Annotated in this window: 17 protein-coding genes and 1 pseudogene; 2 read left to right on the top strand and 16 right to left on the bottom strand. The window is 35.4% G+C overall.

From position 1 onward, the window contains the following. Positions 1–128: 128 nt before the first annotated feature. The 9 genes and pseudogenes from C9J35_RS15370 to C9J35_RS15330 form a co-directional block, all read right to left on the bottom strand. Positions 129–344 carry a hypothetical protein gene (locus C9J35_RS15370; protein ID WP_054767709.1) on the bottom strand — a complete coding sequence of 72 codons (216 nt, stop codon included), beginning with the start codon at positions 342–344 and terminating at the stop codon, positions 129–131. 86 nt (positions 345–430) lie between these two features. Further along, a complete protein-coding gene (locus C9J35_RS15365; RefSeq protein WP_107925189.1) occupies positions 431–679 on the bottom strand; it encodes a hypothetical protein in 249 nt (82 codons plus the stop codon). Positions 680–882: 203 nt separating this feature from the next. Beyond that, positions 883–1,788, bottom strand: a complete 906-nt coding sequence (locus tag C9J35_RS15360) for a CobW family GTP-binding protein (protein WP_107925188.1) — start codon at positions 1,786–1,788, stop codon at positions 883–885. Positions 1,789–1,878: 90 nt separating this feature from the next. After that, positions 1,879–3,372 (bottom strand): lmo1851 family serine protease, encoded by a 1,494-nt coding sequence (locus C9J35_RS15355; RefSeq protein ID WP_054767708.1) that lies wholly within the window; start codon positions 3,370–3,372, stop codon positions 1,879–1,881. A 378-nt stretch (positions 3,373–3,750) separates the two neighbouring features. Then, positions 3,751–4,491 carry a peptidoglycan recognition protein family protein gene (locus C9J35_RS15350; protein ID WP_107925187.1) on the bottom strand — a complete coding sequence of 247 codons (741 nt, stop codon included), beginning with the start codon at positions 4,489–4,491 and terminating at the stop codon, positions 3,751–3,753. Positions 4,492–4,868: 377 nt separating this feature from the next. Beyond that, a complete protein-coding gene (locus C9J35_RS15345; protein WP_054767705.1) occupies positions 4,869–5,246 on the bottom strand; it encodes a VOC family protein in 378 nt (125 codons plus the stop codon). Positions 5,247–5,354: 108 nt separating this feature from the next. Continuing rightward, the gene (locus tag C9J35_RS15340) at positions 5,355–6,116 is read right to left on the bottom strand and encodes a GNAT family N-acetyltransferase (protein ID WP_107925186.1); all 762 of its coding nucleotides are present in this window, start codon (positions 6,114–6,116) and stop codon (positions 5,355–5,357) included. 219 nt (positions 6,117–6,335) lie between these two features. Then, entirely contained in the window at positions 6,336–6,761 is a 426-nt protein-coding gene (gene fabZ / locus C9J35_RS15335; protein ID WP_107925185.1) for a 3-hydroxyacyl-ACP dehydratase FabZ, read from the bottom strand. A gap of 415 nt (positions 6,762–7,176) precedes the next feature. After that, positions 7,177–7,736: pseudogene (locus tag C9J35_RS15330) on the bottom strand (isochorismatase family protein). 225 nt (positions 7,737–7,961) lie between these two features. On the opposite strand from C9J35_RS15330, the gene C9J35_RS15325 reads away from it, so the two are divergent. Then, positions 7,962–8,723, top strand: a complete 762-nt coding sequence (locus tag C9J35_RS15325) for an N-acetyltransferase (RefSeq protein ID WP_107925184.1) — start codon at positions 7,962–7,964, stop codon at positions 8,721–8,723. 140 nt (positions 8,724–8,863) lie between these two features. Here C9J35_RS15325 and C9J35_RS15320 read toward each other — a convergent pair whose 3' ends face one another. The 7 genes from C9J35_RS15320 to C9J35_RS15290 form a co-directional block, all read right to left on the bottom strand. Beyond that, positions 8,864–9,625 (bottom strand): glycosyltransferase, encoded by a 762-nt coding sequence (locus tag C9J35_RS15320; protein ID WP_107925183.1) that lies wholly within the window; start codon positions 9,623–9,625, stop codon positions 8,864–8,866. A 249-nt stretch (positions 9,626–9,874) separates the two neighbouring features. Continuing rightward, positions 9,875–10,381 carry a DinB family protein gene (locus C9J35_RS15315; RefSeq protein ID WP_107925182.1) on the bottom strand — a complete coding sequence of 169 codons (507 nt, stop codon included), beginning with the start codon at positions 10,379–10,381 and terminating at the stop codon, positions 9,875–9,877. A gap of 213 nt (positions 10,382–10,594) precedes the next feature. Then, positions 10,595–10,885, bottom strand: a complete 291-nt coding sequence (locus C9J35_RS15310) for a hypothetical protein (RefSeq protein WP_107925181.1) — start codon at positions 10,883–10,885, stop codon at positions 10,595–10,597. A gap of 131 nt (positions 10,886–11,016) precedes the next feature. Further along, positions 11,017–11,568 (bottom strand): GNAT family N-acetyltransferase, encoded by a 552-nt coding sequence (locus tag C9J35_RS15305; protein ID WP_054767703.1) that lies wholly within the window; start codon positions 11,566–11,568, stop codon positions 11,017–11,019. A 425-nt stretch (positions 11,569–11,993) separates the two neighbouring features. Then, on the bottom strand, positions 11,994–12,839 hold the full coding sequence (locus C9J35_RS15300) for an MBL fold metallo-hydrolase (RefSeq protein ID WP_107925180.1): 846 nt from the start codon (positions 12,837–12,839) through the stop codon (positions 11,994–11,996). Between the two features lie 212 nt (positions 12,840–13,051). Further along, a complete protein-coding gene (locus C9J35_RS15295) occupies positions 13,052–13,798 on the bottom strand; it encodes an amidohydrolase family protein (RefSeq protein WP_107925179.1) in 747 nt (248 codons plus the stop codon). 243 nt (positions 13,799–14,041) lie between these two features. Continuing rightward, entirely contained in the window at positions 14,042–14,356 is a 315-nt protein-coding gene (locus C9J35_RS15290) for a hypothetical protein (protein WP_054767702.1), read from the bottom strand. Between the two features lie 340 nt (positions 14,357–14,696). Between C9J35_RS15290 and C9J35_RS15285 the strand changes: the two genes are divergently transcribed. Further along, a complete protein-coding gene (locus C9J35_RS15285) occupies positions 14,697–15,359 on the top strand; it encodes a Yip1 family protein (RefSeq protein ID WP_107925178.1) in 663 nt (220 codons plus the stop codon). Positions 15,360–15,546 lie beyond the last annotated feature (187 nt).

Here is a 15,546-nt window from a genome sequence, read left to right as displayed (position 1 = left end):
CCAACAAAAGAGTAGATTCCAGTTAAACAGGAGTTTTTTTAAAATATATTTTAGCAAGTTTCGCCAATCTATGAAATACTTACGTTTTAAAGAGGGTTGACATACCTCAAAAACTAGCGAATTATTTGCTAATATTTTTCATATTGAACGCCATAATATATACGTAGCTCTACAGAAAATCCGTTGTTAAGTGCCTCTATTTCTTCTAAATTTATACCAAAACTAAAAGATTGTGCTGGCCCTTGTGCAAATTGGCCAAGTTCGATAACCTGTTCATGGTCACCACGAAGTTCAAGTACCGGCATTTTTATATCATTTGATGCATTCCCTAAATTTTGCGTCAAGAAATAGCCTTTCAATCTAGGTAGTTTATTGTCGAGGGTAAAGGTGAAATAAATATCTTGAACCTCTTCTCGCAGCCTTACTTCTGTTAAAACGATGTTGGAGTTGCCGATACGTGTGACCCGTCATGCATACTCTGAGGCCTTTTAGAGCGAATCTTGACCCACTCAGGTTTTACAAAAAAATTCACAGTTCTATACTCTTCACCAATCGTTGTTCTATAACCATTTGCAGACAATATATCTTGTTCGATTGCTGCATCCCAGTAATAACGATAGCCTAATAGCCCCATCAATATAAGCATCAGGAATAATGATATGTAGCATGCTTTCTTCAATTACTCCCCCCCTCCTATCATGCAAAATTAGTCACTTCATTGCATTTGTTCACTTGAAGTGCCAAGTATGTCCTTTAGATTCGCCTAAAAAGAGGTGTCTCAGAAAAAACTAAGACGCCTCCTTAGGCAAAACATGTTATTAATCCCTTACAACAATAAAGGCGAAATAGGACCTGAAATTTAATTAATATTGACAACTTAATTTAATAATCTAGGCCAATTACATTTACAGCTCCGACATTTTCTCCAATAATCACAAGTTTTGCCGGCATTTTAACGTATTCTGGAAGCCATTGCACCATCCCATAGGCATATTGGAATAACACTGGATTTTTTATCCCTTCTACTGGTACGTAGCCTTTCATACGGTACACTGAATCAGGCAATTGACGTACCCACTCTTCAAATTGTTGCTGTGTAAAAGCACATTCCGTAAACTCTACTAAACGTGAGCCTAAATGGATAGATGAAATTGGTGCACTCACAATATCGCGTTTATCCACCTGTGATGTTGCCGTCAAACTTTCTAGTAACTGAAATGGCACACGCCCATGAGTTGTTTGTAAAATAAAAGCGTGCGGATTAAAGCCTTGTAACTCATATATTACCTGTGCTTGCTGTGTTTCGGTAAGTAAGTCTATTTTATTTGCAAGCAATAAATGAGCATGACGGATTTGTTCCATAAATAATGAACGGATTTGTGGTGTTAATGTCTCCCGATCGAGCCATAACTTCGAGTCAGCAACAGTGACAATGCCTTTCACATTCAACTGCTCTGCAAATAATGGTGAATAGACCGCATCTAATGCTTCTACGGGATGTGCCGCTCCAGTTGTTTCAATTATAAGCACATCAAACTCACTATCTAATAGAAGAGATTGAATTTGGGCCTCTGTTTTTTCAGCACCAGAACAACAAATACAGCCTTCTAGCATTTCTTTAAGCGGTACATCGTCCTCAACAGCTTGTGAGTCGAATGGTAACTTGCCAAGTTCATTCATAATGACAGCAGGTTTTAAGCCCTTTTCTTTTAATTGACGAATAACATCTGTCAGCATTGATGTTTTACCGCTACCTAAAAATCCACTAAATAAGTATACGTCTTTCACAATTGAGACCTCCTATAAAAAAAGCTGTCGCATAGGCCGTACGAGACGACTTCTGCGACAGCTACTGTGTTAGTTTGTTAATTCTTTCGTTTACTCTTTTGCAGCAGTAAGCAGTTCTTTTGCTTTTAACAGTTGTGGATCATCTGATTTCATTTTTGTACGTAATGCATCCATTAATGCATATGTTGTTTCACCAGTTAAGATACCTGTTTCTTCAAGCTTGCTTGCAGCTTGTAGTTTCTTGACCGCACGTTCTGTATATTGATCAAATACGCCATCAACTTTCCCTGGATCATAGCCGAGAACTTCTAACATTTCCTCTGCTACTTTCACAGAATCTGATTGTAAGCCCTCTTTCATTTCAAACGAAGCATCCAAAAATGGTAGTGATGCATACGATGGGTATGGTACTTTGACATCTGGTTCAATTCCTTTTTCATTAATCCAGTTGCCATTTGGTGTTAACCATTTGCCTGTTGTGAATTTTAAATTAGAGCCATCTTTTAATGGTGTAACATTTTGCACTGTACCTTTACCGAAAGATGTTTCTCCAACAATTTTTGCTCCAACTGATTCACTTAACGCTGCAGCTAAAATTTCAGAGGCCGATGCACTACCACTGTCAACAAGAACAGTCACTGGTAAATTGTATTTTTTGCCACCGATGGCATTTTTAATAGCTGGTTCCTCATCTTTTTCCTGCACTTGAACAATCGGTTTTCCTTCTGCAACAAATAAATTGGAAATTTCAAGCGCAGCATCTAAGTAGCCACCTGGGTTTTGTCGTAAGTCAAGCACAATACCTTTCATGCCTTTCCCTTCGTACTCAGCAAGTATTTTTTCTAATTCATCTGCAGTTTGTTCACTAAATGAAGTTATTTGAATATGAGCAATATCCCCATCAAGCATTTCACCGTAAACAGTTTCAACAGGAATATCATCACGCACAATCGTCATTTGGATTGGTTCTGCATTTTCACCGCGTTTTACAGTTATTTTCACGGGAGTTCCTTTTTCACCTCGGATTAGTGCTACAGCCTCAGAAGCGCTAAATCCTTGAATGCTTTTCCCATCGACCGTTAAAATGATATCTTTCGGTAATAGTCCAGCCTTTTCAGCAGGTGAATTTTTAATTGGTGACACAACCGTTATAAAGCCGTTACGTTCTTGAATTTCCGCTCCAATTCCTTGGAAACTTGATGAAAGGCCTGTATTGAATTTTTCAGCCTCATCTTTTACCATAAAATCAGAATACGGATCGTCTAACGCGTCGAACATGCCATTGATTGCACCATCGACCACTTTTTCATCATCGATATCTTTGTAATATTTGCTTTTTAGCATATCAAATGCTTCATATAGTTTTGTAAATTCCGCACGCTCTATCGGAACCTTTACTTCTACTACTTTCTTTTCACCGAAAGTTAACGCAAAAATCGTTAAGCCTGCGGTAATTAAGATTGTAAAGAACATCAGCATAATAAATTTAAACGGCTTCATCTGAATAAATTGTCCCGCTGGTTTTACTTCTACTTGCGGTGTCTGCTCCTGCTGTTCTAAACCATCTTTTTTCTGTTCATCCATCTTGATTGTCACCACTCTCATATACACTAACTTGTTGTCACACTATTACCATCTTAACAGGTTATAGGGTAGACGAAAAGAAAAAGACTGCCAAAATTTCATGACAGCCCCCCTTTCAAACTATCTTCGTAAATTCGGGTTCATAAAATAAATAACCTTTCACCACGCTGTCTAAAAAGTAAAGGACCTATTAATAGACTGTTCTTCCTTAAGAAATGTTGCAAAAGTTATCGTATTTTAATTCGCCAACGAAAGAAGTACCCCTTAAAAATCTACAGGGCCCCTCTCACCACTGTTAAGTTTAGAGTAAAATGATACTGCTTTACTATTGTACTCAATTCTTTAAAGCAGTCAAATAATATTTTCCAAGAGTGATCATTATGCAGAAACAATATACGTAACTTGCGCCAATTTCGTAGTTTTTATTTTAATTTCTGCATTCTGTGCAGCGTGCATTCCTGTAAACGTACCTGTTTTCACGCGGTATTTAGCACCATCCTGCTCAATATAAGCTACCCAACCAAAGCGTTTTTTCATTACATCCAAGACGCTTTCTGCAGCTTTCCGTGTACTGTATGTGCCAGTTAAAATGCGGTATTTTAACGTATCACCTGGGGGATTCTCTGGCGGTTGTGTACTGGCATTTGTAATCATTTTCAAAAAATTGGACCACGAAATTTTTCCAGCTCGAATATTTCTTGGGCAGTTTTTCCCACTAAAATAATTATGCTGGACAATGTTGTGGATTGAGATGTTCTCATCCTTTATTATTTTTGCAATAAGACTTGCTGCATTTTCCACAGCCTTATTGAAATTGCCATCGCTATTCACACAAATTTCAATTTGAATTCCTTGATTATTACCTATATATGTTCCAGCCCCCCAGCATTCCCAATAGTGCTCAAATGATTGTACCGCTTCCTTATCATCCACTTGCCAATGCCAGCTGGCATCTCGGCTGTTGCCATTTGCTTGTAGCCGGGCGTGGGCATCTGCATCAGCCCCTACACTGGTATTGTCAGTTTCATGTACAACAATATATTTTTTTGCATTGTTTTTACCGTTCGTTATTTTAGCTGCCTGAGTAGCTGATACTAATTTTTGTCGAATCGTTACCAAGTTTGCTCCTCCTCTCTAGTCTAAATACCATGCCCTATATAAGATTTGCTCATTATAAAACCGATTACAATAAACTGTAATCGGCCTTGTAACGAGCACTTCTATTTCACTTACCGCTAACAGTCTCGTCACTTGCCGTAAGTATTTCCAACTAACTTACATGTTGCTATTACTATACTATGCATCCCTAATAGCTGATGCTGTGTTTTTATAAGCATGACTCTTAAAGAAAAAGCAACGGACACTATCGACATCTAAAAAAAGGGCCGCATTTAAACCATTGCTTTTCCGATTGTTCAGTGACCTACATACGAAATTCTAGTAATACTACTGCTAGAACTCGTCTTTCTAGTATCTAGCCATAGCAAAACATATACTTATTGACAAACACCTAACGGATTTCCATCTGGATCATAAAAAGTAAAATATTTAGTGGTCCCATCCCCGTCGATAGCAGTCACCTTAACATTCTTCTCAACTAAATGCCTGTAAGTCTCTTCAATATTGTGCGAGCGGAAGTTATAATATTTATCTACCCCGAAGTTATTCTTTGGAAATTTCATTGGCTGATGTTCCTTGCTTCGTACAAGACAAACTACTGTTTGGGTTACATCTGCGATCTTCATAACCGCAGCCTCTGCTTCAATATAAAGGAGTGTAAAGCCAAGCTTCTCTTCATACCACGTTGCTGATACTTGTGGATCTTTAATTGGTATAAATACACCTTCCATTCCTGTCAATACAGGTAATTGCATACTATCCCTCCGTCTTAACTAACATGATTTATCATTCTTTTTACTATTAGTAAACATACGTCAATCTAGTTTTGGTAATCATTTATTTTCTCTTTTCTCGCAACGTAATTAAATTAGTGCTTTTATCTTTTTAATGACCGAATGAACGGTCAATCTGTGAAAGCTAATGAGTTGTCCCTTAAAAATAACCGAAAAGATACCGTATGGCGTCGGTGATACTGCCATTAGCTCCTGTCTATTTTTTATGTCAATGATGTCAATATCAATACCCAATTGATGTGCAGCTGCTACTATATTTTCTGTTGCGACATCCACATATGGGCATTGAAAAGAGCGAAGAATCGTTAAGTTAGAGAATTTTTTAGTCCTCTCCTGCCAATCATGAGGAAAATAAGGACTCTCTGTTCCCTTATCAAACTTATAAACAAGTAATTCAAAATCATATGGAGCCGTATCAATAACTTCGAACTGATTAGTTACAAAGATATCCTTACTGGGTGCCCAAGATGTTGTTGAGTTAGTAACAACTACGACACCTTTTTTAACTAGCTTTCTTGCATCTTCTAGACATTTATTAATTAATTGAGTCCCATACCCTTTACCAACTTCACTTACCCACAAACAATGGATGACAAAATATCCATCTGCATGTACGACCCTAGAAGAAAATTCGGCATCGGTATATTCAATAAATCCTACTTGTTTTTGATTTTCTAGCAATTGGACATATTTTAATCCTTCCTCGAATCTATCGTTTAGCCACCTATTTTTTTGAATATAGCCTGCTGATTTCTTTTTACTTCTTAAACAATAACTTCCTAAGCCCTCAAGCATTTCATTAGTCATCTCTACCATTTGAACATCACCCATGCAATATCACCTCCTCTTTCTTCTATACAAGTACTTAGTTATACCTTTTTTTGTATTTTAATATTTAAGCAGTTGTAAAACAAGATAGGAACTACTATCTACTATGATTTAGCTTGCAAAAAAATAAATGTGCATAAAGTCTAGGTTAAATTATATGTATACAAAAAGGATCAGTAGGCTAATTTAGCACTGCTGATCCTTCCTTAATATACATGGAGATTAATTTCCAAATGCAAATATCAGTTCTGTCTCACATACTAGTTCTCCATCTACAGTTGCAATCCCTTTGCCTTTTCCAATAGGACCTTTCAATCTTGTTATCTCCACTTCAAGGCGCAACTGGTCTCCTGGTATTACTTGTTTTTTAAAACGGCAATTATCAATACCTGCGAGTAAGCCTAACCTTCCTTGATTTCCTTCTTTTGTTGACATGATAATCGCACTTACTTGCGCCAATGCTTCTACAATCAACACACCTGGCATAATTGGATAATTAGGAAAATGACCTTGAAAAAATTCTTCATTCATCGTGACATTTTTAATACCAATAGCTCTCTTTCCTTCTTCTAATTCTAAAATTCTATCAACTAACAGAAACGGATAGCGATGCAAAATAACATCTTTCATATTTTCAGTATCTAACATGGTAAACTAAACCTCCTTTAACTTTCCATTGTATTTTATCACTTGATATCATTAGTTGGTACTAATTTTATATTTTCTTATTACGCCATTCCAAATGAGAAAATTTTATACAATAAAAAGCCACGCTCTAATACGTGACTCCATTATCATTTAATCCATCATCTTGGGCAAATGTTAACAAAAGAAGACGATTTCCAAGTTTTTCGCTCCGTTAAATTTCATGTTTTCCCCCCATACAACATAATAAATATACTTTTGGCCTGAAGTAATTTGTGCAAGTAAAAAGACATGTATCTGGTTTTCCCAGAAGCATGCCCAATAAGCTATTCCATATAATTGTTAGTGCCAAATTTTATCGTTTTTCTCACAATAAAAATAGGAAGATCTTATTCCATCAACGCCTACTTAATAGGGACTAACGATATTGATCATGGTTCGGTTCAAATACATGTTCCTGCGCATTTCTTACAACCGAAAAATTGTCTAAATTGTAATGGCCATGCAGCACTTCATTGTGGTGAGCGATTTTTTTTCGGCAGACAAAATCTTAGAATCTGTCGTCGAATGTCCATCCCCTATAAGTGTTACATCAAAACCGTAAACCGTAGCTGCTCTAACGGCTGTATCGATACAGTGTTCTGTCTTACAGCCCATGAGAACTAAATGAGTAACTTGTTTATCTTTTAAAATTTGTAGCAAATCTGTTTTGTAAAAAGCATTAGTGGCCTTTTTATCTATGAAAATTGCAGTATCCGTTGGAATATTGATATCATTGTGAACTTGAAAACCAGCGCCTTGTCCATTTGCTACATCCTTATCTCTCACAAAAATGACAGCTGCACGTGCTTCTAACGCTAGTTCGATCACGCTATTTATATTGTCGATTAATCTTTTTTTCTGAAACACTTCCGGTTCTTCTTGATGGCCATCCATCAGTTGTTGTTGTGCATCGATCACTAATAATGCTTGTTTCAATATATCTATCTCCTCTACGCTTTTATTTTTTATTATTATTTGAAAAATCACTTCTTTTTATTTAAATTTATTTTACCATGGAATGTAAAAAATTAGCTAATACAAGTAAAAAATACAAGTAACTACTTTTGAAGACATACTCTCTCTATAGCTCCTTAAGTTAGAAATTAGCAGGAGTTTTACTAGGAATTCTGTTACGATGTATGTGAAAGGTGTGATTAGAAAATGTCATACATACAAATCACAAAAAACAATATGGAATGTGAACATATTTGTTGTGCTCTAGGAGCCAAACAATATGAGGAGGCTGTTGCCGAGAAGAAACAATGGTTGATGAATCGAATGGATGAGGGGTTAGTGTTCTACCGTTTGAATGAGCGCGCAAAAGTATTTATAGAATATTTACCAGCTGAACTAGCATGGGTTCCTATCCAAGCACCTAATTATATGTATATCAATTGCTTATGGGTTTCTGGTAAGTATAAAAATAATGGCCATGCAAAACAATTATTAGATTATTGTAAAAATGATGCTCTATCTCGTGGCATGGATGGCATTGTACATATTACTGGGAAGAAAAAACTACCGTACTTAAGTGATTATCGTTTCTTTGAGCATCTAGGATTTAAGGTAGTAGAGCAAGCTGAACCATATTTTCAATTAATGTCCTTAAAGTGGAATGATAAAGCAGCTGAACCTTCATTTAAAAAGCACATGAAGATTCCTAATATGGCAGACGGTATTGTTATTTATTATACAGCCCAATGCCCCTTTGCCATTGGTATTTTAGACGAGCTAAAAAAAGTAACCGAAATTCATAAAGTCCCTTTCAAGACCCATAAGATTACAACAAAAGAACAAGCGCAAAATGCACCGACGCTGTGGACAACGTTTGGATTGTTTTATAACGGCAAATTTATTACACACGAAATAATGAGTCCCGCTAAATTTGATAAATTATTGTCAACACTACAATTAGCGCAATGAAGTTTCTGCAATGCTATTAATGAGATCAGGCTCAATTTAAGTGAATACCTGGTCTCATTAATAGAACTAGTGAATTTTATGACAAATGCCTGAAACGATTAGTTACTTATCGCTATTATTTATATTACGCCTATTTGATATTATCTACCTTGATTTTCATAATAAGCTTCATCTGCCGATTTTCGGTCATTCCCTTTCAGGTAGGCTAAAATCATTTTTGGTCGTTTAAGTAATGCCCAATCCCCATGTTTATCAAATCTTCTGCACGACGTGACCATCCCATTTTTGATGGTGCCATACTTTTTTCCGTTTTTCTTTCCCCATTCTTTTAATCGTTTAGCAAAATCAGCATCTTCAGCCATCAACATATTTTCATTAAAGCCTTGTATGGCCTGAAAGTCTTTTTTGTAGCACCAAAAGATACCTACAGATATAAACCCGTATTTGAAAAGCAAGGGCACTATCAATAGTATGGTAGAAACGATGATTCCTAGAGAAATTCTTTCAAAATCCCCATTCACACCACCTCCAATGTATTCGTTCGTAGCTAACTGCTTTTCTATGTTGGTTAGCAAATGTTTTTTCATTCGAGAATCAGCATCAATGGTGATGATTATATCGCCTCTGGCAATTTCAGCTCCTGCATTCCTTATTTTCGATAAATTTTTATCCTGATTAATTAAAGTAATACAATTATAAGATTGGGCAATTCCCTCCGTTTTGTCCGTACAACGATTTAGGACTACAATGACCTCGATTTGATTTTTAAATGATTCGGATGCCGCTAAAATAGAATCCAAGCACTCACCAATGTAGTGTTCTTCATTATGGGCAGGAATGATTACAGAAAATTTTATATCCTCATCAGCAATATCTTTGACAAATCGATCCTTTTCTATCATACATAATTGTCCCCTTTCTTAAATTATTTTGCCTATTTTATCCTATTATCCCTTATTAAGTATATCACCTTCACAATTTAATTTTCAGCTAAATAAATATGGAATTTTAGTGACCGTGTAATCATTCGTTTATGTAAAAAAGTATCCTATATCTTATAGGATACTTTAGACTGTAGACACCTCCGCAAAGGATACAAGCAACAATCGCTCGGGTGGGCCGCTGTTTCGCTCGGCTTCGAGCAGCTTCTCTCATTTCCGTGTAAGAAAGAATACATAGTCTGTCGGTACGCCTGCTTCACCCTGTTGACGAAGCATAGCTGTCACATTTCCTCGATGATAGGTTCCATGATTAACAATATGGTGTACAAGGTCAGCAAATATGAACTCCATACGTCCATAATGTGGATGTTCTGTAATAAGGATTTGTTCTAAATCCTTTTGCTCTGCAAAAAAGTGCTGAAATTGTTGTGAAAGCTCGTCATAACACATTTCAAGTTTATCTATCGAGACTGCTGTTAATTCAGACTTTCGACGTTCTACTTCTCTAATCGTGTCATGGAAGCTGCTCCCTTTCATCGTCTCCAACCACACAATGTCAGTTGCATAAAGGTGAATTAGCACTTCTGAAATCGATGAGAAAACGCTTTCTATATGCGCTGTGTAAACCTTATCAGGTAGTTGCTTTAAGTGTTGAAGCAATTGTTGGTTTGCCCAAACATGATAATCGTACATTTTTTCTGCTCGGTTTTTTACCATTAGTTTATTCCCCCTGTTGTTAATAGATGAAAAAATTTATACGTTCATCTATAGTATTCGGCGCAACAAGTTTTATATCCTTTTTATGGATTTTCTTTCATCAACTTCTTCGGAATTTTTAATCCTCCTTTATTTGTGTATAAAAAAAGACTTGTTAATATGAATTTTAATCATAAAAACAAGTCCTGTGTATATTCAATTAATGCCACCAAACTAAACAGCTTGTTCATTGACATGTAATTGTTTTTTCTTCTGATTTTTAATAATTAGTAAAATCAATGCTTGTATCGTCATTGTTAATACTAGCAAAATTAAATGTGTTGAATAATGAAACAACGCGGACAGAATATACAATATTGGTGCGGAAGACAAATAAGAAACATATTGATTTTTTGTTAAAATATAAAGAATAGTCGAGACACAAGAAGTGACGAATAAAAGTTCTATTATTAATGCAATTGAACCGCTATCAAAAAAATTCTGTATGCCATAAATGTAAGCCATATTCACCCTCCACTGATAATAATACTATTTGCAAAACAACCCACTATCCATGAGATTTAATGGTTTTATAGTAATATGTATATCATCAACAGAAGTAAATGGAAATTTTTATAAAACTATACTATTAATCTTTATTGATATTCACTTTTCAATTGAGAGAACACAGCAAGATCAACATATTGTCCTTTCTCAAATTCATGTTGTCTTAACACACCTTCTTTACAAAAATTTAATTTTTCTAATAATTTAATAGATGATATGTTTTCCGGTTCAACTTTCGCTTCGATTTTATTTATGTTCATCGTCTTAAAAGCAAAATGGATAATACAAGTTAATGTCTCTGTCATAACACCCTTTCCCCAATATTTTGGCGTTAAATCATAGCCAATCTCAATACGATTATGCGCTTTTTCAAAATTTAAAAACCCACATGTTCCAATTACTTTCTTTGAATCGGGCTCTTCGATTACCCATCTTAAACCTGTCTGTTCCTTGAAAATGTTATCATACCAATTCAATTCATTTGAAGCATCCTCTTCAGATTGAAATGGTGAAAAAGGCAAATATTTCACTACCTCTTCATTTGAATAAAGCTCAAAAAGGTCACTAGCATCCTTTGTTGTGGCTTTTCGTAAGATAAAACGTTGCGTAGACAATGTTGGAAACTCGGTAAATGTATTCAAATTCATCCCCCTCTATTGCATTAAATTAACTATAGATACCTGTTATAGTAACATATCTATAAGAAACTTATCTAAAATTCACAGCACTTACATGTATTTCTCAAGTTAAAAGGAATAATTGCATGAAAAAGGTTAATGCTGTATTTTATTTTTAAAACTTAAGTAGAGACCATCAACTAGACAGAACAGCTTTTATATCATAATAATAGTAGTGTAAAGCTAATTTAGCCTTACACCTCCTGAATTGTTACTTTGGGCCACAACTGTGGCCCTTTTTATATTTTTTACTTACTGATGCAAGTTTTAATGAACAGTTATTTCTGTTGGTAAATAATGATTGGCTAGTTCGATGTTTTGTATAAATTATCCAGAGTGATTATCAAGGTGTCCCACGTAAATTGCTAGGGATTTATTTTGTTAAAACGTTAATTCATATATTTACTATGGTTAGGGAGAGCAATCTGTTCGAAATTATTCGCCAATTTCTGTAAGTTAGTTGTGAGTTCTTCTCCAGTCATCGGTAATCCATGTCCAGTTATAGCTACTGTGGGTTTTAGTGCTTGTAATTTTTTTACTGAATCCCAAGCAGCCAACCAATCAGTCGTAAAATACCTTGGTGGCCCACTGATTTCCTTTTTCTGTATCAATACTTTATAAAGTGACTCCTGTTTGACAGTCACAAAAGCATCTCCAACAATTAAAGCCCGATCCTCGTCTCTAAACAAAGATATATGTCCAAGTGTATGCCCAGGAGTATGAATCCATCGGAAACCAGGCATATGCGGAACATGGCCATCCGGAGGAAGTGCTTTGACGTTGCTGCCTAAATTAATAGCTTCATTGGGGAAGAATGGTGAGATTTTCGCTATTAATCCACCATTTACAATAGAATCTGGCTCTGGATAGTTTTTTCTGCCTGTTAAATAAGGTAATTCTAAAGGATGTGCGTAAACAGGGACTTTCCAATATTCAATTAACTCAATAATTGCCCCACTATGATCAAAATGACCATGCGTTAATATTATCGCGCTAGGGCGACCACTAGCTCCAAATCGTTTTTCTACGACTGCGATTATTTCACGAGCACTTTTTGGCATCCCTGCATCAACTAACACAAATTCGCTAGTATTTGGGGTACCATACAGTACGATATTCACTATTTGAATAGTATGTTGGTACAAATCCGGGAGCACTTCAATGCCATCACCGCTACCGATTGAAGTAGCTGGAATATATTTAAAATCACGACCATAGTTCATATCCTTGTCCATTGAAAAACCTTCTTCCTCCTGAAATTTATGAAGTCAATGCTAGTTTTCCTTTTCGTAGCAAAAATAAAGCTAGAAAAAAATGGTTAGACACCATCTTTCTAGCGTTTATTTAATGGTGCAAATTTTAAAACGATTCTTGAGCCCATATTAATATACATCATTCTGAATTGGGTTTGACCAAGTAGATTGATGCGCACCTATTGTCCAGTAACTTAGGATTTCGAATACCAATCAAGCGCATTTTTATAAAGAACCTTTTGAGCTGCTTCTTCTCCCAAACAACTTTTTATTCGTTCTATATCAGAATATTGGAAGGGTCTTTTCGCTCTTGTCGACGGTAAATCTGTTCCAAACATTAAGGCATCAGGATTAATAGCATAGATTGCCCTAATAGCTTCATCAGCGTTAAAATCAATTCGTCCAAAGCCCGTCGCTTTTACCCTAACGCCTTTGTCCACTAAATTAAATAAGTTTGGAAGTCCAGCTTTTGATAAACCAAGATGATCAATTGAAACTGCCGGTAGTTTTTCTACTACTTTTATGATAGCGGGTAAATCGTTCCCATTAATGTAGAGCTCAGTGTGCCAATTAACTAATTCATGAACTCTTCTTGCAAAATAGTCCAGTCGTGATATATCCTCTGAACCTCCGCGATTTACATTAAAACGAAGAGCTTTTACACCCAGTTCATTCAGTTTGATAATGTCATCATCTTTCGTATCATAAGGTAACTGCGTTACACCGAAAAAATTTTCACCAAGATTTTGTAGTGCATCTATTAAATAGCATTGGTCAAACTGTTGAAAAGAACCAGAAACTATAGCCCCACCTACTACATTTAAATCAGAGACCGCATGTAAATAATCTTCACAAGTAAAAGCATCCGGCAAATAGCCCTGATTTTCATACAATGGAAACGTTGGATTAATAATATGTAAATGCGTGTCAAAAATTTTCATTAAGATTCCCCCATTCTTAAATAAAGATTATAGTCTGAGTCGTAAAAAGTAAATACAGATGTAGCTATGCAAAAATGTGTAAGTGAATCGCTTTTTGAGCAATCACTACCATTTTGATATAGACTCGTCTTTCCAATAGTATTTCATTGATGGCAAAAAGTACTTGCCGATGTTTTTTACTTATTTAGCCAAGTCCTGACTTCATAACTATGTTTACTTTTGGGGTTGTGCGTTATTTAAAATTCAATTTTGGTTGGGTGGGATTATTCCGGTAACAAGTAAAATAAAGAATGTTAATCCAATTAAAAAGAATATAACTGAAGCAGTAAATATCGGTCCTGATTTAAAGATAAAGCTTTCTCTTTTCTGAATAATGCCTGTTTGCGCACTAGCTTGAGAATTATAGAACTTAGTCATTGCGCCACCACTGCTTAAAAAGTAAAATATTCCCCCTGCAAAAGCTAAACCAGTGAAAAACATTACTTCGATAAATCTTACGGAGAAGAATGAGGCAACAACATACGTAATAATAACTTCTACTATAAGTGCCAAAATCATTCGAATAAATTTTTCTTACGCATATAAAACTCCCCTTACTTATTTTGCTTTTTCTCTTCATACGGTTGAATTAAAATTAAGCTCCAAATTTTATAAAATTAACCATCCATCATGCATGAATCAACTTTCTTCTACTTTATCTAATTTTTATAGAATCATCCGTAGTTACTAGTTAAATTAATCTTTAATTGCTAAAGAAATATCAGAGCCACTCAAAAACATGTTGTTTAGAACGGCCCTACCAAAAAAATCCATAAAAAGTTTCATTTCTATGAAACTTTGTGTGTGTGTAACCGTATATTCACTATAAGTATACTTATTATTTTTTGGAGGAGTTTAAATGAACAATTATCATGAACATGAACAGCAGACGCCTAGGTTAAATCCATTCGTATCTGTTTGGTTACATCCTAAGCAAACAGCTGCTTTTATGATGGAATACAAATCCCTAGGCTTTGCTTTTTTATTAGTGTCACTAGGTTATATCGGGGCAATGTTTTCTGGCTTAATAGATAGTGATATCTATCCAGGAATGGCCATCTGGCTCATCGCATTGCTCGGTATCGTGGTGTCACCTTTATTAGGCATTATTATTACAGCTATATATGCAGGAGTCTTATTACTTTTCGGTAAGTTATTCCAAGGAACTGCGACATATCAAGGAATGTTTAAATCTTTAAGCTTGACATTAATTCCTTCGATTGCACTATTACCATTTTATTTAATCTGGTTATTCACGTCACCCGAATCATTGTTGATTTCTGAATTTACAGGTACAATGCCAATTATTTTCTGGGTAACGATTTTAATAACAATTGTAACAGGTATTTGGTCGTTTGTTATTACAATAGCTGTAGTAGCTGAGGCACATCAAATTTCAAATTGGAAAGCATTCTTCACAGTATTTATTCCGAGTGTTATTATGTTTATTTTATTCTTAGTGCTTTTCGTTATTATTATTTTTGGTTTAATAGGTATTGGTTTGTTCTTTGATACACCTTAACGTTAAAATCTCCCATTCTACAAAATATAGAATGGGAGATTTTTAATTTTTTCGTTCTACAACCCCTGCACTTTGCTTGCCTTAAAAACAACATGCCAATCGGTTTTTTGCAGCATAAAAATTACTCTAAATACTATTGGACACATCCAACAATTGGAGGTGCAGTTTTTAGATGGCAAAATATCAT

Source organism: Lysinibacillus parviboronicapiens (genome assembly GCF_003049575.1).
In the GTDB taxonomy this organism is placed as follows: Bacteria; Bacillota; Bacilli; order Bacillales_A; family Planococcaceae; genus Lysinibacillus; species Lysinibacillus parviboronicapiens.
The sequence above is the reverse complement of the archived record's forward strand: the minus strand, read 5'-3'. Positions and strand labels throughout refer to the sequence as shown.